The following is a 21,636-nucleotide window of genomic DNA, read 5'->3' on the forward strand; positions in this document are numbered from 1 at the left end:
TGCGAAGCGGGGGAGGGAAGGGGCCCATGCGCAGCATGGGAAGGGTGGGGGCAACGGCTGGCATCCGTTGGACTCCGGATCGCACCGCAACATCGGGGGCGCATCGGCGTTTAACGGTGCAGGATCAACGTCACCGGAGGTTGCCGCCGTGCCGCAGATCGACCGCACCCCCGCGCCCGTGGACCGCCGCCCCCATGTCGTGATCGTCGGGGCGGGGTTCGGCGGGCTGGCCTGCGCGGAGGCCCTGGGCGGGACGAACATCCGCGTCACCATCATCGACCGGAACAACTATCACCTGTTCGTGCCGCTGCTCTATCAGGTGGCGACCGCCGCGCTGTCGCCCGCCGACATCGCCGAGCCGATCCGCCGCATCGTCAGCCGGCACCCCAACATCGACGTGGTGATGGGCGAGGTGACCGGAGTCGACCGTACGGCCAAGCGGGTGGAGCTGGCCGACGGCAGCTTCGTCCCCTACGACCGGCTGGTGCTGGCCACCGGCTCCTCCTACAGCTATTTCGGGCACGACGACTGGGCGGAGATCGCCCCCGGCCTGAAGACCATCGAGAACGCCCGGCGGATCCGCGCCCGGCTGCTGATGAACTTCGAGCAGGCGGAGATGTGCGAGGACCCGGCCCGGCAGAAGGCGCTGATGACCACCATCGTGGTCGGCGGCGGCCCCACCGGTGTGGAGATGGCCGGAGCGGTGGCCGAACTGGCCCGCTTCACGCTGGCCCGCGACTTCCGCCGCATCGATCCGCGCACCGCCCGCGTCCTGCTGGTCGAGGCGGGGCCGCGCATCCTGTCCACCTTCCCCGACGATCTCGGCCAGTACGCCCGCCGCAAGCTGGAGGAGCTGGGCGTCGTCGTGCTGACCGGGCAGGCGGTGGAGAGCATCACGCCGGAGGGCGCCACGGTCGGCGGGCGCTTCATCCCGGCGGGGGCCATCGTGTGGGGCGCCGGGGTCAAGGCGTCGCCCGCCGGCTCCTGGCTGGGGGTGGAGACCGATCGCAGCGGGCGCATCCCGGTCGGTGCCGACATGGCGGTGCCGGGCGTGCCCGACGTCTACGCGCTGGGCGACACGGCGGCGCTGGCCGGCGACGACGGCAAGCCGCTGCCCGGTCTGGCCCAGGTCGCCAAGCAGCAGGGCGAGCATCTCGGCGGCGGGCTGGAGGCGAACCTGCTGCGCGGCCAGCCGCTGGAGCCCTTCCGTTTCCGCAACCGCGGCAACACCGCCATCGTCGGGCGCAGCGCCGCCGTCTTCGATTTCGGGACGCGCAAGCTGAAGGGCTGGTTCGCCTGGGTGCTGTGGGCGATCGTCCACGTCTATCTGCTGGTGAATTTCCAGAAGCGGATGCTGGTCACCATGCAGTGGCTGTGGCGCTGGGCCACCTACCAGCGCGGCGCCCGCCTCATCACCACCGACCGCCCGGTCGCGGCGGCGGAATCCGTCACATCGCCGCACGGCGGGAGCGCCGAGCCATTCCGCGACGCGCGGCGCGGCCAGGGCTGACCGGACAGGTCAGGGGGTGGGCGGGAGCGGCAGGACGCAGCGGAAGCGGGTGCCGTGGCCCGGCCATTCCTCGACCTCCAGCCGTCCGCCGTGCAGTTCCATGACGTTGCGCACCAGCGACAGGCCGAGCGCCGCGGCGCCGCGCGGGTCGTTGCGGTCGTAGCGCGAGGGCGGGGCGGCCTCGCCCGGCCCGGTGCCGCTGCCCACGGTCAGCACCAGGGCGTCGGCTTTCCGCTCCCCGGACAGCAGGATGCGACGGTCCGCCGGCGGGTGGCGGATGGCCCCGACGACCAGGGTGAACAGCGCCTGCTTCAGCCGCCGCTCGTCGCCCTCCGCCTCGCCCAGCGACGACGGGGCGCTGAGCTCGAGCCGCAGCCCCTCGCGCCGCGCCCATTCGCGGGTCAGCTCGCCCACCGTGTCCAGCAGGTCGGGCACGTCCACGGTGCCGCGGTCCAGCGTGGTCACCCCGGCGCCCAGGCTGGTCATGTCGACCACGTCGTCGATCAGCTCCAGCAGCCGCTCGCCGGCGTTCAGCACGCCCTTCACATACTCGATCTGGCGCGGGTTCAGCTCCCCGAAATACTGGTTCGCCAGCACCTCGGCGAAGCCGATGATGCCGTTCAGCGGGTTGCGCAGATGGTGCGAGACGTTGGCGATGAACTCGCTCTTCAGCTGGTCGGCGGCCTCCAGCGCGGCGTTGGAGGCGCGCAGCGCCTGCTCCAGCCGGGCGCTGTCGGTGACGTCGAGATAGCTGTTCAGCACCGCCCCGTCGGGCAGCGGCAGGGTGGAGAACTCCACCACCGACCCGTCCGCCCGCTCCAGCCGGCCCGAGCGCACGGCGCGTTCCAGCGTCGCGCCGATCATCTCGTCCTTCAGGCTGTCCCAGTCGCCGCCGTTCTCCAGGAAGGGCCGCATCCGCTCGAACAGGGCGGAGATGTGCGGCTCGCCCAGCAGATCCTCGTCGTCGAGGTCCCAGACCCGCGCGAAGGCCGGGTTGGACAGCTTCAGCCGGCCGTCGCCGCCGAACACCGCGATGCCCTCGGCCAGATTGTCCAGCGTCTCCTGCTGCACGGCGATCAGCGTGTTGTAGGAGGATTCCAGGGCCAGCGTGTTGGTCACGTCCTCCAGGATCTGCATCAGCCCGCCCAGCGGGTGCGGGGCGGCGAGGCTGCGCAGCGTCGTGCCGTCCGGCAGGTGCATCAGCTCCTCGACCGGCTCCAGCAGGCGGGTGTAGCGGCTCAGCCGCTCGCGCTTGTAGCTCTGGTAGTCGGCGTATTCGGGCAGGCGGCGGCGGGTGCGCAGCTCCTCCAGGATCTCGCCGTGGGTGGGCTGGCTGCGCAGCCAGGATTCCTCCAGGTCCCACAGCCGGGCGTAGGCCTGGTTGAAGAAGGTCAGCCGCGTGTCGGCGCCGAAGATGGCGATGGCCGCGCCCAGCCGTTCCAGCACCTCGCCGTGGGCGGCGAGGTGGCGGCTCAGCTCGCCGCGCATCTCCTCCACCGCCGTGACGTCCAGCGCGTAGCCGACGACCAGCGTGCCGCCGCCGTCGGGGGCGGGCAGGGGGGCCTCGGTGACATCCAGCAGGCGGCGCTCGGCGCCGATGACGGCGGAGACCCGTTCCGACTGGGCGACCCCGCTGTGCAGCGCCCGCTGCGCCAGGGCGCGGCCGGCGCCGTCCGAGGCGAGTTCCTTGCCGCTCTCCGGGACGGCGGCGGGGTCGGACGAATCCACGGCGCGGGCGTAGGCGCGGTTGCACCAGGACAGGGTCTGCCCGGCGCCGCGCAGCCACACCGGCAGCGGCAGGGCGTCCACCGCCGCGCGCAGCTCGGCCAGCGCCGATTCGGCGTCGCTCCGTCCCTGGGTTAGCCCCTCGCGCTCGGCGCTGCGCTCGGTGACGTCCTCCAGCCAGACGACGTCCTGATGCCCGCCCTGAGATCTGGAGGCGCCGGTCCCGGCGGACGGCTCGCCCGCCCGCCGCCCGTTCAGCAGCAGGCGCCGTCCGCCGCGGGTCGTCGCCTCGATCCGGAAGCCCTCGCCCGCGGCGCGCAGGCGGCGGACGGCCTCGGCGACCCGGGGGGCGTCGGTGTCGGTGAAGGCGTTCGCGATGTCCTGGCCCGGCGCCGCGCCGAGCAGCCTGGCGCAGCCCGGCGCCGCGCTGCCGCCGCCGTCGGCGTCCCAGGCGCACCAGGGGTGGGGGGAGGCGGCCAGCAAAGCCTCCAGGCGCGCCACGTCGGCCGCCAGCCGGTCGCTGCGGCGGCGCTCCTTGCCGGTCCAGAACAGCCCGCCGAAGCCGGCGGCGCCGAGGACGCCGGCGAAGCCCAGCATGGCGGGCGAGCCGGAGGGTCCGGCCATCAGGCCGACTCCCACCGCCAGCCCCAGCGCCGCATAGGCGTATGATCGGGTCAGGACGCTCACGCGGGTGAGACTAGTCCACGCCTCCCGGCGGAGCAAGGCGGGCCGGCGGTGGTGCCACTTTCGGGGTGGTGCGGCCCTTTCTCCCGACTACACCGCTTCCCCGATCCGCAGGGCGCGAATCGCCGTTTCCACCGCCGGATAGGCGGTGCGCACCGCCGCCAGGGCCTGCCCCGCCTCGTCCGGATCGCCGCGGTGGGCGGCGAGCTCCAGGGCCGACGCGCTGCGGCCCAGCCACACGGCCCCCGCCGTGCGCGCCGCGCCGGCCAGCGTGTGGGCCGCGCCGCGCAGGGCCTCCAGGTCGTTGCGCTCCAGGGCGGCGGCGGCCTCGTCCAGCAGCGGGCGGGTGGTCTCCAGGAAGAAGTCCAGCATGTCCAGCGCCATCCCGTCGAGCGCGCCGAAGGTGGTGCGGACATGGTCGAGGTCCAGCGCCCGGTCCGCCGCCCCGGCGTCCTCCGCCGCGGGCGGCTCGTCGGGAGCCGCGGCGCTGCCCTCGCCGAAGGCGCGGTTCAGGGCGGCGGCGAGCTGGCGCAGCGTCACCGGCTTGGCGATGTAGTCGTCCATGCCCGCGGCGGTGCAGCGTTCCATTTCCCCCGCCAGGGCGTTGGCGGTCATGGCGATGATGGCGGTGCGCGGGCGGGAACCGGGCGCCGACTCGGCGCTGCGGATCTGGCGCGACAGCTCGTAGCCGTCCATGCGCGGCATGTGGCAATCGGTGATCAGCAGGCGGTAGGGCCGCGCCCGCCAGGCGGTCAGCGCTTCCAGCCCGTCGCCGGTCAGGTCGGCCTCGAAGCCGAGCTGGCGGAGCTGGCGCAGGATCACCTGCTGATTCGTCGGGTGGTCCTCCGCCACCAGGATCGTCGGTGGGGCCGCGGCATCGTTCCCGGCCGCCATGTCGAGGGCGGCCATGTCGAGCGCGGCCATGTCGAGCGCGGCCGGGCCGCCGTCCGCCTTGGGAGGCGGGGCGTCGGCGGAGCGTTCCGGGGGAACGGCGCGCCCGGCCAGGGCGGCCAGACGGCGGAACAGCGCGTCGCGGCGGATCGGGCGGCCGAGATGGTCGTGGCGCGGCGGGTGCGCCGTGGACGGCGCGCCGCTCTCACCGGGGTCCGGCGGGCAGTCGCTGGCCTGCTCCCGCCCATCCACCAGATGCAGCGTGGGCGGCGGACGGACCCCGGCGGCGGCGATGCGGGCGAGCACCGCCGGAGCGGACAGCCGCGGGTTGGGCGCGCCGGGCGCGTCGTCGGGATGGTGCTCCAGCAGGCCGTCGGCGAGGACCAGCAGGTCGGCGTCGGCCATCGTCAGCAGCTCCACCGCCTCGTCCGCCGTGGTGGCGTCGGCGACGGCGGCGCGCTTGTCCTCCAGCGCACGGATCAGGACGGAGCGCTGAACCGGGTCGGGCTCGGCCACGATGATCGACAGGCCGGACAGGTCGGTGTCGTCGCCGGGGACCATGCGCGGGTCCCCCGGCGCCAGATCGACCGTGAACCAGAAGGTGGCGCCGCAGCCCGGCGCCGACTCCACCCCGATGCGCCCGCCCATCATCTCCACCAGACGGGCGCAGATGGCCAGCCCCAGCCCGGTGCCGCCGAAGCGGCGTGTGGTCGAGCTGTCGGCCTGGCTGAAGGGCTGGAACAGGCGGGCCTGACCGGCGCTGCTGATGCCGATGCCGGTGTCCTCCACCGAGAAGCGCAGCCTCAGCCGGTCCGATCCGGCGGCGGAGGGCTCCAGCCGGGTGCGCAGAACGACCCGGCCGGTGTCGGTGAACTTGATGGCGTTGCCCGTCAGGTTGAACAGGATCTGGCGCAGCCGTCCGGGGTCGCCGCGCACCGCCGTGGGCACCTTGCGGTCGAGGTCGCAGACGAGAAGCAGCGCCTTGTGGTGGGCCTGCGGGGCCAGCAGCTCCGCCACCCCCTCCACCAGCTCGCGCGGGTCGAGGTCCATCTCGTCGAGGTCGAGCTTGCCGGCCTCGATCTTGGACAGGTCGAGGATGTCGTCGATGATCCGCAGCAGCGCCGTCGCGCTGTCGCGCACGGTGGTGACCAGCTCGGTCTGCTCCGCGTCCAGCGGGGTCAGGGCGATCAGCTCCAGCATGCCCAGCACGCCGTTCATCGGGGTGCGGATCTCGTGGCTCATGGTCGCCAGGAATTCCGACTTGGAGCGGGCGGCGACCTCCGCCTGGTCCTTGGCGTGGCGCAGATCCTCTTCGGCGCGCTTGCGGCCGGTGATGTCGTAGCTCCAGGCGAGGATCGCCGGTTCTCCCTCGAACTCGGTGCGCTGCAGCGTCTGGAGCGCCCAGACGCGGCTGCCGTCGGGCCGGTCCACCGCCACCTCGACGTCGCGGGCGACCAGCCCGGCGCCGTCCTGCGGCAGGGCGCGCCCCTGCAGGGTGGCGCCGGGCAGGGCCAGCGCGTGGCGGCGCCCGACGAAGGCGTCCGGCGGCAGGCCGGCCAGCTCCGCCGCGCGGGCGTTGGCGAAGGCGACGGAGCCGTCGGGCCGCCCGATCGACACGCCGACCGGGCTCTGCTCCAGGATCGCGCGCAGCCGGCGCTCGCTGTCCGACAGGGCGTGCTCGCGCGAGCGGATGGTGGCGACGAAATAATGCAGGGCGCGCGCCATGTCGGCGATCTCGTCCTGCCCGTGGGTGGGGATGGCGACGGACCGACCGGCGGCCGACGCGGCCATGGCCGTCTGCAGCCCGCGCAGACGCCGCACCACGTTGCGGTGGATGTAGAGGAAGATGCCGAGGGCGCCCAGGATCGAGACCGCGGCCATCGCCAGGATGGCGTGGTTGCCGTCGCGGATCACCCGCTCGAACTCGCCGGAGCGTGCGGCGATGTCCTGCTCGATGGCCAGGAAATGGTCGGACACCGCGCCGACCAGCCGGTCGGAGACGTTCTGGTTGCGGGTGATCGAGCCCTTGATGGCGCGGGCCAGCCCGATCTCCGTCAGGCGGCTGGTGAACAGGTTGTGCTCACCCAGTCCCAACGTCTCCAGTTCCCGGTACAGCGGTTCCAGGTCGAAGGCGGGACCCGGAGGCAGGCCGGACACCGCCTCCGCCGCGCGGTCCATCGCGGCGCGGTAGTCCTGCCGCAGCCGGTCCACCCGCGCCTCGTGGTCGGCGCGGGAGGCGGCGAGCATCAGCAGGATGGCGTGCTGCGCCTCCGCCGTCCACAGGTCGACCCGCCGTTCGACGCCCCGGGCCTCCTCCCACTCCTCCAGGGTCCGGGGGGCGGCGGTCTTGTCCCGCAGCGCGCCCTCGGTGTCGCGGACGCGCTCGGCGAGCTGGATCAGGCGGCCGACCAGCCCGCCCGTCTCCGCGGCGGCGGCGAGCTGGCGCTCCACCTGGGTGTTCAGGGTCATCAGGTTGGCGACCAGCTCGTTCTTGCGGCGCTGCAGCTCGGCCACGTCGGCCACGTCGGCGCCGCGCTCGCGCAGCCGGGTCATCAGGTCTTCCAACAGAGCGATCTGGTCGCTCAGCCGGGCCATCACCGATTCGCGCACCGACTGGCTCTGCACCGCGACCAGCGCCGGGGCGTTGGCGGCCAGCGTGCCGCTCTGCTGGGCGAGTTGCGAGGCGTTGACCAGGCCCGGCACCTTGGCCGTGGCGATCTGCTCGAACCCCTGGTGGAAGCGGCCGAACAGGGACACGGCCACCACGCCGGTGGCGGCGGTCAGGCCGGCGATCACGGTCAGCCCCGCCAGGATGCGAAACGCCACGCCCAGCCGGGGAAGCCGCATGCCCGTGCCTCGATGTCTTGTCGTCCGCTTGAGATAACACGGGCAATCGGCCGGGCGCAATTCACACCCCCGCCCCGCAATCGCACGCTGCGCGCCGGACCGCCGGGCAAGGGAGCGCCGCGCAGGGAGAGCCCGGCAGGCTTGACCCGCGCCGGTTGCCGGACCAAAGCTGATCCCCCGGCGGCAAAGGTCGGCGGCAAAGAGGGATGGTCGATGGGCTTGGTCCGGTCTTTCCTGCGCGCCGCGGTGGTCGCCGTGGTCCTGGCGGCGGCGGTGTCCGTGCCATCCGGCGCCCCGCGGGCCGAAACCATGGAGGACGTGCGGGACCGCGGGCTGCTGCGCTGCGGCGTCTCGTCCAGCGGGGCCGGTCTGGCGGCGGTGGACGACAGCGGCCACTGGCGCGGCTTCTTCGTGGACATGTGCCGGGCGCTGGCCGCCGCCGTCGCCGGCGGCGCCGACCGGGTGGAGTTCGTCGAGACCAATTCCGAGAACCGCTTCGCCATCCTGCGCAACGGCGAGGTCGACGTGGTGATGGAGGGGACGACCTGGACCCTGCAGCGCGACGCCACCTTCGGGGTGGATTTCCCGGTGGTCTACCTGTTCGACGGCCAGGGATTCATCGCGCACCGCGCCCAGGGCATCGTCCGCCTGTCCGATCTGCCGGCCGGCGCCTCGGTCTGCGTGATCGAGCAGACCACCAGCCTGCGCAACCTGGAGGACTGGATGGCCCGCACCGGCGTGCGCTTCCGTCTGAAGCCGGTGCGCTCGACCGAGGGGGCGCTGTCGGCCTTCTTCAACCATCACTGCGACCTCTACACCAGCGACCGCATCGGCCTGCACGCCCAGCGGCTGCTGAAGGCCCCCGAGCGCGAGGACTATGTCATCCTGCCGGAGGCGATCTCCAAGGAGCCGCTGGGGCCGATGGTCCGTCCGGACGAGCGGCGGTGGTTCGACATCGTGCGCTGGGTGTTTCTGGCCACCGTCCTGGCCGAGGAGAAGGGCATCACCGCCGCCAACGCCGCCCATTTGAGGGAAGCGGCGGAGGACCCGGAGGTGCGCCGCTTTCTCGGGGCCGCCGCCGGGGTCGGCTGGGGGCTGGGGCTGGATGACGACTGGGCCTTCCGTGTGGTCACCCAGGTCGGGAACTACGGCGAGATCTTCGACCGCCATCTGGGCGCCGCCTCGCCGCTGGGCATCGAGCGCGGGATGAACGGGCTGTGGATGAACGGCGGCCTGCATTACGCCCCGCCGCTGGGGGGGTGAGCGGCGGCAAGGGCGCGTGGGGGCGGGCGGCCGCGCCCTGTCATGCCGCGACGCATCATTGCCTTCATCATTGCCTTCGCGCCGGCTTCTCCCATCTTGTGGGCATGTTCGGCGAAAGGTTCGGCGAACGCTTCAAATCCGGGCGATCCGCCGCTATGGTGGCGCCTTCCGGGCGCCGCGCGGCCCCTTCAGGCAGTTTCCCAGGCCATGACCAGACCCAACACCTACCGTTCCGGTCCCGACGAGCGCGGGCATTTCGGCATCTATGGCGGACGCTTCGTCGCCGAGACGCTGATGCCCCTGATCCTTGAGGTTGAGAAAGCCTACCGCGAGGCCCGGGCCGATCCCGCCTTCGAGGGCGCGATCCGCGAGCATCTCAAGCAATATGTCGGCCGCCCGAACCCGCTCTACTACGCCGAACGCCTGACGGAGAAGCTCGGCGGCGCGAAGATCTACTTCAAGCGCGAGGAGCTGAACCACACCGGCGCGCACAAGATCAACAACTGCATCGGCCAGATCCTGCTCGCCCGCCGCATGGGCAAGAAGCGGATCATCGCCGAGACGGGCGCCGGCCAGCACGGTGTCGCGACCGCCACGGTCTGCGCGCTGTTCGACATGCCCTGCGTCATCTACATGGGCGAAACCGACATCGCCCGCCAGCAGCCCAACGTCTTCCGCATGAAGCTGCTCGGGGCCGAGGTGGTTCCGGTGACCTCCGGCGCGCGGACGCTGAAGGACGCGATGAACGAGGCGCTGCGCGACTGGGTCACCAACGTCGCCGACACCTACTACCTGATCGGCACCGCCGCCGGCCCGCACCCGTACCCCGCCATGGTCCGCGACTTCCAGTCGGTGATCGGCGACGAGGTGCGCGTGCAGATGCAGGAGCTGGAGGGCCGTCTTCCGGACAGCCTCGTCGCCTGCGTCGGCGGCGGCTCCAACGCCATCGGCCTGTTCCATCCCTTCCTCGACGATCCGTCGGTGCAGATGGTCGCGGTCGAGGCCGCCGGCCACGGCATCGACAAGGGGCCGCTGGCCCACGCCGCCTCGATCACCGGCGGGCGCCCCGGCGTGCTGCACGGCAACCGCACCTACCTGCTCCAGGACGAGGACGGGCAGATCCTGGAGGGCCATTCCATCTCCGCCGGCCTCGATTATCCGGGCGTCGGGCCGGAGCATTCCTGGCTGCACGACATCGGGCGCGTCGAGTATGTCTCGGCCACCGACCAGGAGACGCTGGACGCCTTCCAGCTCTGCGCCCGCACCGAGGGCATCATCCCCGCGCTGGAATCGGCGCACGCGCTGGCGGAGATCGTGAAGCGCGCCCCGAAACTGCCCAAGGACCACCTGATGGTGCTCTGCCTGTCGGGCCGCGGCGACAAGGACATCTTCTCCGTCGCCCAGCATCTGGGAGTGAAGCTGTGAGTGTCGCTGTTGACAATGGCCGCATCGCCCGGCGGTTCGCCGCGCTGAAGGCGGAGGGCCGCGCCGGCCTCGTCACCTTCATCACCGCGGGCGACCCGGACCTGGAGACCTGCCGCGCCGTCCTGCACGGCCTGCCCGCCGCCGGCGCCGACCTGATCGAGCTGGGGCTGCCCTTCTCCGACCCGATGGCCGACGGCCCGGCGATCCAGGCGGCCAGCCTGCGCGCGCTGCACGCCGGGACGACGGCGCGCAAGACGCTGGACCTCGTGCGCGGCTTCCGCGAAACGGACGCCGACACGCCGGTGATCCTGATGGGCTATTACAACCCGATCCACGCCTATGGGGTGGACCGTTTCCTGGCCGACGCCATCGCGGCCGGAGTGGACGGGCTGATCGTCGTCGACCTGCCGCCCGAAGAGGACGAGGAGCTGTGCATCCCGGCGCTGAAGGCCGGGGTGAACTTCATCCGTCTGGCGACGCCGACCACCGACGACAAGCGCCTGCCGGCGGTTCTCCAGAACACCTCGGGCTTCGTCTACTACGTGTCGATCGCCGGCATCACCGGTGCGGCCAGCGCCGACAACGCCGCGGTGGGCGCCGCGGTGGAGCGTCTGAAGCGCCACACCGACCTGCCGGTGGCGGTCGGCTTCGGCATCAAGACGCCGGAGCAGGCGGCCGATGTTGCCCGCATCGCCGACGCGGCGGTGGTCGGCTCGGCCATCGTCACGCGGCTGGCCGGCGGGCTGGACGCGGACGGCAAGGCCCGCCCGGGCCTGGCCGAGGATGTGCTGGGCTTCGTCCGGGAACTGGCCGGCGGCGTGCGCGGCGCGCGTGGATCGGTGTAAAGTGGGCGGGTGACGTCCCGGAGATGTGCCATGGCATTCCTGAGCGTTGACGAACAGCCGGACCCCACGCCATTGCCGACCCGTGAGGAGGCGCTGGCCGAGGTCGCCGATTGGAAGCGGCGGGTGGATGCCCTGTACCGGGACGTTGCCGACTGGCTTCCCAAGGACCGGGGCTACGATGCCGACCGCTCCTGGGTGGTGCCGGTGCATGAGCCGATGCTGCGTGCACTCGGCCTCCCGGCCTACGAAATTCCGATCCTCCAGGTCCAGCGGGACGGCAAGCGCGTGCTTCTGTTCCGTCCCGACGCGCGTTGGGTGATGTCCACCCATGGCCGCGTCCGGGTGGGCATCGGTGATCGTCGTTGGGAAACCCTTCTGGCCAAGGAGGGCGCCTCAGAAACCCTCGAATGGCACTACTGGGACGCCGACCACTGGCGTCAGGGAGGCGTTCCGTGGAACCGGGAACGCCTCCTCGCTCTCCTCGGAGAGGACCGGTGAGGCACTTTGACAATGTGCTCTCGGCTTACCGGGCGGCGGCGGCGGATCTGGACCGCCGTTTTCTGGAGGCGTTCTTCGGTGAGGATGGAGCGCCGAGGTTGGGTGATGTCGAGTTGTGGTCCCGCATCAGCAGCCAAGCCTATTTCGCCCTTTTGTTTTCCCAGCTCGAAACCGAGATCAACGAGCTGTGCGGTGCGCTGATCCGCCACCGGCGATCCGGTGACGACTGGATGGAGCGGCGGGCCTGGGAAATCCTGGGGCAGAGGGATGTCCGGAACATCCACTTCATGGACCGGGTGGCGCTTCTGACCCGGAAGGGCGGGACGGTTTACAACCGCATCAAAGAGCTTTACGACACCCGCAACAAGATCGCTCATGGTGACCTGCTGACCGAATCGCTGGATGTGGCGGACATCGCCAAGGACATCGAGCGGATCGCCGTGCAGTTGAAAGGCGTAACATGAACTGGCTTACCAACTACGTCCGCCCCAAGATCCGCGCCCTCTATGCCCGCAAGGAGGTTCCCGACAACCTCTGGCACAAGTGCCCGAGCTGCGAGGCGATGCTCTTCCACCGCGATCTGGAGGAGAACCTCAACGTCTGCCAGCATTGCGGCTTCCACATGCGGCTGGACCCGATCAAGCGGCTGGCCTCGATGTTCGACGAGGGCGACTACCAGTCGGTCGAGCTGCCGAAGTCGGTGGTCGATCCGCTGAAGTTCCGCGACCAGAAGCGCTACACCGACCGCCTGAAGGAGGCACAGACCAAGACGGGCCGGCATGACGCCATCGTCGTCGGCTCCGGCCTGATCGGCGGGCAGCCGGCGGTCGTCGCGGCCTTCGACTTCGGCTTCATGGGCGGTTCGATGGGCATCGCGGTGGGCGAGGGCATCCTGGCCGCCGCCCGCACCGCCATCGCCCAGAAGGCGGCGCTGATCGTCGTCCCGGCCTCGGGCGGCGCGCGCATGCAGGAAGGCATCCTGTCGCTGATGCAGATGCCGCGCACCACCATCGCGGTGGAGATGGTCAAGGAAGCCGGCCTGCCCTACATCGTGGTGCTGACCGACCCGACGACCGGCGGCGTCACCGCCTCCTTCGCGATGATCGGCGACATCCACATCGCCGAGAAGGGCGCGCAGATCGGCTTCGCCGGCGCCCGCGTGATCGAGAGCACGATCCGCGAGACCCTGCCGGAGGGCTTCCAGCGCTCCGAGTATCTCCAGGAGCACGGCATGGTGGACATGGTCGTCCATCGCCGCGACCTGCGCCCGACCCTGTCGCGCGTCCTGACCCTGCTGATGCAGCCGGTCCTGGCCGTGGCGCCGGAAGCGCTGCCGGTCGCGGCCGTCCCGGCGGAGGAGACGCGCGGCCAGGCCGAGGCCGCCGACGAGACGCCGGCCCAGGCGGGCGCCGAGAGGACCGGCTCCGAGCAGCCGGCCTGATCCCGCCATGCCGCTCGCTGAGTCGCTCGCCGATCCGGTTCTCGACCGGCTGAAGGGGCTGCACCCCAAGGTCATCGACCTGTCGCTGGACCGCGTGCACCGGCTGCTTGCCGCGCTGGGCCATCCGGAGCGGCGCCTGCCGCCGGTGGTCCATGTGGCGGGCACCAACGGCAAGGGCTCCACGCTCGCCTTCCTGCGGGCGATGCTGGAGGCCGCCGGGCTGCGGGTGCATGTCTACACCTCGCCGCACCTCGTGCGCTTCCACGAGCGCATCCGGCTGGCCGGCACGCTGATCGACGACGACCGGCTGGCCGCTTTGCTGGAGGAGTGCGAGGCCGCCAACGGCGGCGGGCCGATCACCTTCTTCGAGGTGACGACGGTCGCCGCCCTGCTCGCCTTCGCGCGGGAGCCGGCGGACGTGGTGCTTCTGGAAACCGGGCTGGGCGGGCGGCTGGACGCCACCAACGTGGTGGACCGCCCGGCGGTCACCGCGATCACGCGCATCTCCTACGACCACCGCCAGTTCCTCGGCGACACGCTGGAGGCCATCGCGGGCGAGAAGGCCGGCATCTTCAAGCCGGGCGTCCCCGCGGTGATCTTCCCGCAGCCCGCGGAGGAGGCCGCCCGCACCCTGGCCATCCGGGCCGAGGCGGTGGGCGCGCCGGTTGCCGGCTGGTCGGTCACCCCGACCGAGGGCGGCTTCCGCTTCGAAAGCGACCGCCGCCGCATCGAGCTGCCGCTGCCGGGGCTGGCCGGGGCGCACCAGATCGTCAACGCCGGGGTGGCGCTGGCCTGCCTGGACCATCTGCCGGCCGTGGTGGCCGAGGCGGTGGACGACGCGGCGGTGCGCCGCGGCCTCGCCGCCGTGGAGTGGCCCGCCCGTCTGCAACGGCTGACCCGCGGCCCGCTGGTCGACGGCCTGCCCGCCGGCTGGGACCTGTGGCTGGACGGCGGCCACAACGACTCGGCGGGCGAGGTGCTGGCCATCCAGGCCGCGCGCTGGGCGGAGGAGGAGCCGCAACGGCCGCTGCTGCTGGTCTACGGCATGCTGGCGAGCAAGGAGCCGCGCGAGTTCCTGGGGCCTCTGGCGCCCTTCGTCGCCGCCGCCCGCACCGTCGCCATTCCCGGCGAGGAGGCGTCGCTGACCGCCGAGGACACCGCCGCGGCCACCCGCGCCTGCGGCATCGCCGACAGCGCGGCGGCGGCGGACGTGGGCAGCGCCCTGGCGGATCTGACGGGGCGGATCGAGGGACCGGCCCGCGTGCTGATCTGCGGCTCGCTCTATCTGGCGGGCACGGTCCTGGCGAAAAACGGCTGAACCAAAGGGGCGGGCAAGCGGGGCCTCAGCGCCCCTGCTTGCCGTCCAACTCCAGCATGTTGCGCAGCGCGGCGAGGGTCTTGCCGAGCGTCCCCGAGTCGTCCTTGGCGGCCTTCTTCGCGGACTCGCTGGCTTCGGCCCGCTTTCCGGCGCCGGGCTTGGGCTTTTCCGGTTCGATCACCGGGGTCGGCTCGACGAGGTCCAGGGGCTCGTCGTCCTCGTCGCCTTCCGGCGCGCGGCGCGGCAGCGGCTTGAAGCCGGGCAGGGCGTCCGCGTCGGGGCGGGCGGGCGCCTCGGCTTTCCAGGCCGGACGGGGCGGGTCGTCCAGATCGCTTTCCGCCTCGACGAGGGCACGCAGGGCGCGCAGGGCGTCTTCCATCTCCTGTTCCTGGGTGGACTTGCGCAGCACCGGAGCGCCGTCGTCCTGCGCTGCGTCGTCCCTGTCCGCATCATCGTCGAGGCCGCCGCGGCTCCAGACGGCCTCGGCGTCGGCTTGCCGGTCCTCCGCCTCGTCGTCCTCCGGACCGTCATCGGCCTCGGCATAGGCATCGACATCATCGGCCGGCTTGCGCGAGCGGCCGAACAGGGGAGTCACCACGCGGTCGTCGTCGTCCCCGTCGTCATCCTCCCCGTCACGGTCGGCGGCGGCCTTCTGGACCATGCTGCGCAGGGCGGCGATGGTGCGGTCCAGCGGTTCGCCGCCGGCGGGCGCAGGGCTGCGGTCGCGCTCCCAGGGGGGCGGAGCCTTGTCCGGATCGCGGATGGCGAAGCCCAGGATGTCGTCGTTGGACGGCTCCGCGCCGTCCTCATCGGGGTCGGGCTCGGACTCCTCCGGATCGTCGGCTTGCGAAGCTCCGATGGCGTCCCGGATCGAAAAGGCCGGCGGCGTGGCGGGCGTCGTCGCGGCCTCCTCCGCGCGGGCGCCGTCGCCGCGGCCGTCCAGGATGCTGCGCAGCGCGGCGATGGTGCGGTCGAAGGAGCGGGAGGCCTCGTCGTCCGGCTCGTCCCGGGCCGCCGGAGGGGCCGTCCGGGCGGGCGGAGCGGGCGGGGGGGCCTCGGCCTCGACCCGATCCACTTCGCCGTCCTCGCCGTCCTCCTCGTCCGCCTCCTGGTCCCGAAGGGTCCAGCGGCGCGGGTTCCAGTCCTCGTCGTCCTCGTCCTCGCCCCCGTCATCCTCGCCCTCGTCGTGGCCGGCGAGGTCGGCGAGCGACACCGGTTCCCACAGTGGGCGCCGGCCCGACTCGGGGGCGGCACCGCCATCCGCGACCAGGCGTTCCAGTTCCAGGTCCAAATCCGGATCCAAATCCAAATCCAGGGCGGCGGGGGCGGAAGCGGGGGGACGCAGGACCGGCGCGGCGTCCTCCGCGTCCGGCCCGTCCATCGCGTCGCCGCGGGTCCGCACCGCGTCGAGCAGGCCCTGCAGGGCGGCCAGCGGTCCGGCGAAGGACGGCGCGTCCTCCGCCATGGGCGTCGCCGTCACGGGCGTGGCGAAGGGCGTGGGCGCCGGGCGGCTTTCGGTGTCGCGGGAGTTGCAGCGCGAACAGCGGTAATGGGGGGCGATGGACAGGACGGGGTAGTTGGGGCCGAAGCGCCGGTTCATGTCCGCGCGCGGCAGCACGCCCTCATGGCCGCAGGCGCGGCAACGGACGTGCACATCGACTTCGATGTCGCGCAGGTAAAGCATGCGTGCCATGGGCGCAGTATACGCAGCGGCGGGCCCAAGCCCAGCGGATTCGCCGGCCATGCCGCGCTCCGGGCCGGTGCCTGCGGTGACCTTTTCCGTCGGCCGCTCCAACGGGATGCCCGGAACGGGCCCGAGACGGGCCCCACACGGGCCCCAGACGGGCCCCAGACGGATGGTTGGCAAGTCGCGGCGGAGCCGCTATGTTCAGCGCCGTGGCCCCGTAGCTCATCTGGATAGAGCGACGGTTTCCTAAACCGTAGGCAGCTGGTTCGAGTCCAGCCGGGGTCACCACCTCACTTCCGCGCCCGGTTCGGCCATCTGCCGAAGGTCCCTCGCATGACCACCGCCCTGTTGCAGGACGCCGTTCTGGTCACCGGCGCGGGCCGCCGCGTCGGGCTGCATCTGGCCGAGCGGATGATGGCGCTGGGGCATCCCGTCATCGCCCATTACCGGACCCCCACCGAGGATCTGGAGCGGCTGCGCGCCGCCGGGGCGCTGTGCCTGCCGGGCGATCTCGCCGATCCGGACGGCGGGCCGCGGCTGGCCGAAGCGGTGCGCGGTGCTGCGGGCAGCCTGCGGGCGGTGATCCACAACGCCTCCGCCTTCGCGGTGACGGCGACGGACACCGTGGACGCGCTGCGGCAGCTCGACCTCTTCCACGCCGTGCATGTCCGCGCCCCCTTCGCGCTGAACCGCGATCTGGCGCCGCTGCTGGGCGCCTGCTCGGCGCGCCGGGCCGACATCGTCCACATCACCGACATCTACGCCGACAACCCCAACCCGGTCTTCGACGCCTATTGCGCCAGCAAGGCCGCGCTGCAGAACCTCGCGCTGTCCTTCGCCAAGCGGCTGGCCCCCAAGGTGAAGGTCAACGTCGTGCAGCCGGGTCCGATCCTGTTCAAGGAATGGCACGGACCCGAGGCGCGGGCGCGTGTGCTGTCAGAGACCCTGCTCGGCGAGGAAGGCGGGGTGGAGGCCATCGGCATGGCGGTCGAGGCCATCCTGCACAACCACTATCAGACCGGCGCCATCGTCGCGGTGGACGGTGGCCGGCGCCTCGCCTAGCCGGGGCGAGCCGTTGCGGCAGCCCGGCACGGCGGCGGCGCACAGCTCGCCCCGCGGCGGCGGGATGGGGCGCCCGGTGAGCAGCGCGGCGATCTCCGCGAAGGGGACGGCCAGATAGGCGTCCGGGCGCAGGGCCGTCAGGCGGTCCGCCGGGAACGAGCGGCCGACCCGCCCGATCAGGTCGATGTCGGCGGGGCGGTCGCGCGTCTTGCAGCCGGGATGGTCGCGGTCGCGGCCCAGCGCCAGTTCGATCCCCACGCACAGTCCCTTGCAGCAGGCGGGGTCCAGCGCGCTCGGCACATAGGCGCAGTAATTGACGAAGGCGTGGGCGCTCGCCATGCCGACCGGGGCGGTGCGGTAGAAGCGGCTGAGCAGCACGCCGCCGAAGGCATCGGCCAGATGGGCGGCGATCCGCGCCGCGTTCCGGTCCGGGTCCAGATTCGTTCCAATTCCCAGGACGTAGCCGCTCGGCGGCAGCGAGGCGGGGAGAATCGGACTGAGGGCGTCCATGGGCGTTCCGTCGGTCGGGATGTGCGTCGGAGAAAGGCGCGCTGAAGAGATGTGAAATGCCGGAGGAAATGGGGCCTCCATATCATTAACGACGGATCATGATTGGAGAGAAAAATGAACGAATTTTGCTACACCTTTCCGCGTGTGAAAATTGAGAGGATGATTTTCGCAGAATTTTCGTTGGAGCCTTCGTGGAAAGCAATCATGATAAAGGTTGCATGGCCGAATTGCCGACGGTTAGCCGATATGGTGAATGGAATTCTTTGCCGTTTTGTCGTCCTGGCGTTGTTTGTACTTACCGGAACGGCCAGCGCCGAGACGCTGCCGACGCCGACGGAGAAGCCGATCCTGGTCGTGGCGGGCCAGATCGGCGTGACGAACCGCGACGGCACGGCGGTCTTCGACCGTCCCATGCTGGAGGGGCTGGGCATGGTGTCCTTCACCACAGCCACCCCCTGGTACAAGGAAAAGGCGACCTTCGAGGGCGTGCCGCTGGCCCGCCTGATGGAGCGTTTGGAGGCCCGCGGCGAGACGCTGACCGCGACGGCGCTGAACGACTACACCGGCGAAATCCCCATGGACGACGTGCGCAACCGCAAGGTGATCCTGGCGCTGAAGCGCGACGGGGCCTATATGCCGGTCAGCGACAAGGGGCCGCTGTTCATCGTCTATGATTTCGACCATGATCCGGAAGCCAACCGGCAGAAGTATTTCGCACGCTCGGTCTGGCAGGTCGCCCGGTTGACCGTGAAGTGAAGGCACCCTCCGTGAGTTTGCCGACCGAGACCGCGCCGAACGGGAGCACGCGGCTGTCCCGCCTGTTGGGCTGGGCGTCGGGGGACCGTGCGCGCCGTCTGGGTCTCTGGCTGGCCATCCTGACCGGCGCATTCGGTCTGGCCGCCGCCTATCTGTCCCTGCTGGTGGTGAATTACGGCGAGGCGCTGCGCGGGGCCGCCCCCTACAACTTCGCCTGGGCCGCCGGCCAGACGGTGGGCGAGGTGACGCGGCTGGAGCAGCGCATCCTGGCCAGCGCGCTTCCGGGCGCCAAGGTCGATGCGGAGGAGGTGCAGCTCCGCCTGGACATCGTGCGCAACCGCATCGCCGTGCTGGGGCGGGGGCAGGCCTCCCTCTTCATGGACCGCTACCCGCAGCATCGCCGCACGGTGGCGCGGCTGGAGCAGGCGCTGGACAGCGTCGGCACGATCCTGGCCGGGCCGCTGCCGCCGGCGGACAAGGCGCTGGCCGCCCTGGCGGTGCTGGAGCCGGTCGACCGCGAACTGAACGCCTTCGCCTCCGTCGCCTCCCAGTTCGGCGGGGAGCTGGTGGACGAGGGGCACGACCATCTGCTCTATCTGCATGGGCTGTTCTCCATGCTGGCCGCCGGTCTGGCGGTCTGCGGCGTCCTGTTCATCACCGTGCTGCTGATCCAGAACCGGACCATCCGGCGCGCGCACGACCGGATGGAGGCGATGGCCGGCGCCCTGCAGACGGCCATCGCCCAGGCGGAGGAGGCCAGCCAGGCCAAGACGCGCTTCCTGGCGACCATGAGCCACGAGCTGCGCACCCCGCTGAACGCGATCATCGGCTTCTCGGAACTGATCCGCGACGACGGAGGTGCGCCCGGAAGCGCGCCCGGAAACGCGAAGGAGGGCACCCGCCGGGAACACGCCCAGTATGCGGGCTACATCCTGGGCAGCGCCCGGCACATGCTCAGTCTGGTCATCGACATCCTGACGGTGGCCCAGATGGAATCGGGCCATGCCACCCTGACCTTCGAATCCGTGGACCCGCGCAAGGTGGTCGGCACCGCCATCGCCACGGTGCTGGGCACCCAGGCCGGGCGCGGCCGGACGATCCGGACGGCGGCGGGGGCGGTGTGGCCGGTGCTTCAGGCCGACGAGCGGGCGGTGCGGCAGATGCTGCTCAACCTCCTGTCCAACGCGGTGAAGTTCAGCAGCGCCCCGTCGGCGATCGAGGTTCAGGCGTGGCTGGACCCGCAGGGCGGTTTCGTCATCGCCGTGCAGGACCAGGGCATCGGCATGACGCCCGAGCAGATTGAAAAGGCCGCCCAGCCGTTCTATCAGGCGGAGGACGGCGCGACCCGCCGTTTCCAGGGGTCGGGGCTGGGGCTCAGCATCGTGAAGAGCCTGATGGAGGCGCATGGCGGCCGGCTGCTGCTGGAAGGCGAGGCGGGGACCGGCCTTCGGGCGTCCCTCCATTTCCCGGCGGAACGGGTCGGCGGGCCGATGACGCGTCCGGAGCCGGCCAGCCAAGTTTGAGAGATGCCGGCGTCAGTCTCGCCGGATGTGGGAAGAAAAAAGAAGGGATCGGGTTTTATGACGGTGCAGGCAAATGTTCTCGCCCTCGTGCAGGAGGCGATGGAGGCGCGCCGGTCGAACGAGGCGCTCGACACGCCGCTGGACGCCGCGGGCGAGGCTGCCATGATCGACGCCGCGGCGCGGAAGGTCGAAGAACTGCTCGACGTGCTGCGGATCGACCACCGCAACGACCACAACACCCGCGACACGCCGCGTCGCGTCGCCAAGATGCTGGTGCGCGAGCTTCTGAAGGGCCGCTTCACGGCGCCGCCCGAGCTGACCGAGTTCCGGAACGCCGAGGAGTTCGACCATCTGATCGTCACCGGCCCGATCGCCGTGCGCTCCACCTGCGCGCACCATCTGATGCCGATCTACGGCACGGCCTTCATCGGCATCCTGCCGGCCAAGGGCGGCAACATCCTGGGCCTGTCCAAGTACGACCGGATCGTCGACCATTTCGCCGCCCGCTTCCAGATCCAGGAGGAGCTGGTCAAGCAGATCGCCAACTTCATCGTGGAGGCCACGCGGCCCCGCGGGCTGGCCGTGCGGATCAGCGCCGTGCACATGTGCAAGACCCACCGCGGCGTGCGCGCCGGCCATGACAGCCGCATGGTCAACAGCTCCTTCCACGGCGAGCTGCTGGAGTCGCGCGTGCTGCGCGAGGAGTTCCTGACGGAGTGCGCGACGCTTGAGCGGTCCGCCCGCTGAGCGCACCGTCCTGCCCGCCCGGACCATCCGGACGGGCGCGGGGTGGCAACCCGGCATCGCGGGGGCGGCGCTGCTGATGGCGGCGTCGCTCGCCCTGGTGCTGACCGCCGGGGCGCTGGCCCGCGAACTGGGCGCCCGCTACGGCGCGGCGGAGGTGCTGTTCCTGCGCTTCCTGCTGTCGCTGGCGGTGGTCGCCCCGGCGGCCGTCGCGATGGCCGGGCGGCGCGCCCTGTCCGTCACCCGGCCCGGCGGTCACGCGGTGCGGGCGCTGAGCGGCGTCGGGGCGGCGCTGATCTTCTACGCGGCGACCCAGCATCTGCCTTTCGCCGATCTGGTCGCCCTGTCCTACGCGGCCCCGCTGTTCGTGGTGCTGCTGTCCGGCCAAGCCCTCGGGGAGCGGGTGGGGGCGGCCTCCGCCGTCTGCGTGGCGCTGGGGATGGGTGGGGTCTTCCTGATCGCCCCGCCGACGCGGCTGGAGCCGTGGAGCCTCGCCATGCTCGCCATGGCCTTCCTGAACGCGGTCTGCATCCTGGCGACCCGGCGGACGGCCCAGGCCGACGGGCCGGCGGCCACCGCGCTGGTCTTCGTGCTGGCCGGGTGCCTGCTGACCGCCCCGGCGGCCCTGCTGACCGGTTTCCGGATGCCGGAGGTGGCCGACCTGCCGGCCTTCCTGCTGCTGGGCGTCGCCGCGGGGGCGGCCATCCTGCTGAACGCCGCCGCCTTCCGCCGGGCGCCGGCGGCGGTGTTGGCGCCCATCGACTATCTGGGGATCGCCGCCTCGGCGGCCATCGGCTTCCTGTGGTGGGGCGAGAGCCCGTCGTCGGCGGTGCTGCTGGGCGGGGCTTTGATCGCTGCGGCCGGGCTGGGCACGCTGTGGGCCGGCGCGCGGCGGCCGAACTGACGC

At 71.7% G+C, this 21,636-nt stretch carries 16 protein-coding genes, 1 tRNA gene and 1 pseudogene; 14 read left to right on the top strand and 4 right to left on the bottom strand.

The features are described 5' to 3' along the window. The first annotated feature begins 148 nt into the window (after positions 1-148). Positions 149-1,510 (top strand): NAD(P)/FAD-dependent oxidoreductase, encoded by a 1,362-nt coding sequence (locus DXK32_RS27360; RefSeq protein ID WP_114861395.1) that lies wholly within the window; start codon positions 149-151, stop codon positions 1,508-1,510. A gap of 9 nt (positions 1,511-1,519) precedes the next feature. Here the strand turns inward: DXK32_RS27360 and DXK32_RS27365 are convergent, their stop codons facing one another. Further along, entirely contained in the window at positions 1,520-3,922 is a 2,403-nt protein-coding gene (locus DXK32_RS27365; RefSeq protein ID WP_114861396.1) for a PAS-domain containing protein, read from the bottom strand. Positions 3,923-4,009: 87 nt separating this feature from the next. Next, positions 4,010-7,657 (bottom strand): ATP-binding protein, encoded by a 3,648-nt coding sequence (locus DXK32_RS27370; protein ID WP_114861397.1) that lies wholly within the window; start codon positions 7,655-7,657, stop codon positions 4,010-4,012. A 219-nt stretch (positions 7,658-7,876) separates the two neighbouring features. Here DXK32_RS27370 and DXK32_RS27375 point away from each other — a divergent pair, with 219 nt between their 5' ends. The 7 genes from DXK32_RS27375 to DXK32_RS27405 all read left to right on the top strand — a co-directional run bounded on the left by DXK32_RS27375 (position 7,877) and on the right by DXK32_RS27405 (position 14,447). Beyond that, complete coding sequence (locus tag DXK32_RS27375) at positions 7,877-8,920, top strand: amino acid ABC transporter substrate-binding protein (protein ID WP_205215841.1); 1,044 nt, start codon at positions 7,877-7,879, stop codon at positions 8,918-8,920. A 207-nt stretch (positions 8,921-9,127) separates the two neighbouring features. Next, on the top strand, positions 9,128-10,345 hold the full coding sequence (gene trpB / locus DXK32_RS27380; protein ID WP_109069235.1) for a tryptophan synthase subunit beta: 1,218 nt from the start codon (positions 9,128-9,130) through the stop codon (positions 10,343-10,345). Continuing rightward, positions 10,342-11,190, top strand: coding sequence for a tryptophan synthase subunit alpha (gene trpA, locus DXK32_RS27385; RefSeq protein WP_114861399.1), 849 nt, complete (start codon positions 10,342-10,344; stop codon positions 11,188-11,190). The genes trpB and trpA overlap by 4 nt, the downstream gene beginning before the upstream one ends. A 30-nt stretch (positions 11,191-11,220) precedes the next feature. Continuing rightward, on the top strand, positions 11,221-11,688 hold the full coding sequence (locus DXK32_RS27390) for a hypothetical protein (protein WP_162801366.1): 468 nt from the start codon (positions 11,221-11,223) through the stop codon (positions 11,686-11,688). Further along, a complete protein-coding gene (locus tag DXK32_RS27395) occupies positions 11,643-12,152 on the top strand; it encodes a hypothetical protein (RefSeq protein ID WP_162801367.1) in 510 nt (169 codons plus the stop codon). Before DXK32_RS27390 ends, DXK32_RS27395 begins: the two co-directional genes overlap by 46 nt. Beyond that, on the top strand, positions 12,149-13,129 hold the full coding sequence (accD, locus tag DXK32_RS27400; RefSeq protein WP_114861402.1) for an acetyl-CoA carboxylase, carboxyltransferase subunit beta: 981 nt from the start codon (positions 12,149-12,151) through the stop codon (positions 13,127-13,129). Before DXK32_RS27395 ends, accD begins: the two co-directional genes overlap by 4 nt. A gap of 7 nt (positions 13,130-13,136) precedes the next feature. After that, the gene (locus tag DXK32_RS27405) at positions 13,137-14,447 is read left to right on the top strand and encodes a bifunctional folylpolyglutamate synthase/dihydrofolate synthase (protein WP_114861403.1); all 1,311 of its coding nucleotides are present in this window, start codon (positions 13,137-13,139) and stop codon (positions 14,445-14,447) included. A 25-nt stretch (positions 14,448-14,472) separates the two neighbouring features. Here DXK32_RS27405 and DXK32_RS27410 read toward each other — a convergent pair whose 3' ends face one another. Then, positions 14,473-16,140 carry a hydrogenase maturation nickel metallochaperone HypA gene (locus tag DXK32_RS27410; protein ID WP_162801368.1) on the bottom strand — a complete coding sequence of 556 codons (1,668 nt, stop codon included), beginning with the start codon at positions 16,138-16,140 and terminating at the stop codon, positions 14,473-14,475. Between the two features lie 205 nt (positions 16,141-16,345). Between DXK32_RS27410 and DXK32_RS27415 the strand changes: the two genes are divergently transcribed. Both DXK32_RS27415 and DXK32_RS27420 read left to right on the top strand, forming a co-directional pair. Further along, positions 16,346-16,422, top strand: a tRNA-Arg gene (locus DXK32_RS27415). Positions 16,423-16,467: 45 nt separating this feature from the next. Next, positions 16,468-17,196, top strand: a complete 729-nt coding sequence (locus DXK32_RS27420; protein ID WP_114861405.1) for an SDR family oxidoreductase — start codon at positions 16,468-16,470, stop codon at positions 17,194-17,196. A 102-nt stretch (positions 17,197-17,298) separates the two neighbouring features. Here the strand turns inward: DXK32_RS27420 and DXK32_RS33265 are convergent. Then, positions 17,299-17,787, bottom strand: a pseudogene (locus DXK32_RS33265) (2-amino-4-hydroxy-6-hydroxymethyldihydropteridine diphosphokinase); the annotation flags it as partial. 204 nt (positions 17,788-17,991) lie between these two features. On the opposite strand from DXK32_RS33265, the gene DXK32_RS27430 reads away from it, so the two are divergent. Genes DXK32_RS27430 through DXK32_RS27445 form a run of 4 tightly spaced genes read left to right on the top strand, consistent with a single transcriptional unit; the run spans position 17,992 to position 21,633 of the window. Next, on the top strand, positions 17,992-18,462 hold the full coding sequence (locus tag DXK32_RS27430) for a molybdopterin-dependent oxidoreductase (protein ID WP_247877372.1): 471 nt from the start codon (positions 17,992-17,994) through the stop codon (positions 18,460-18,462). Positions 18,463-18,473: 11 nt separating this feature from the next. Further along, positions 18,474-19,985, top strand: a complete 1,512-nt coding sequence (locus tag DXK32_RS27435; RefSeq protein ID WP_162801370.1) for a sensor histidine kinase — start codon at positions 18,474-18,476, stop codon at positions 19,983-19,985. A gap of 57 nt (positions 19,986-20,042) precedes the next feature. Continuing rightward, entirely contained in the window at positions 20,043-20,732 is a 690-nt protein-coding gene (gene folE / locus DXK32_RS27440; protein WP_162801371.1) for a GTP cyclohydrolase I, read from the top strand. Then, complete coding sequence (locus tag DXK32_RS27445; RefSeq protein ID WP_114861410.1) at positions 20,713-21,633, top strand: DMT family transporter; 921 nt, start codon at positions 20,713-20,715, stop codon at positions 21,631-21,633. Before folE ends, DXK32_RS27445 begins: the two co-directional genes overlap by 20 nt. Positions 21,634-21,636: the final 3 nt, after the last annotated feature.

The sequence above is a fragment of the Azospirillum brasilense genome (genome assembly GCF_003349955.1).
Lineage (GTDB): Bacteria > Pseudomonadota > Alphaproteobacteria > Azospirillales > Azospirillaceae > Azospirillum > Azospirillum brasilense_B.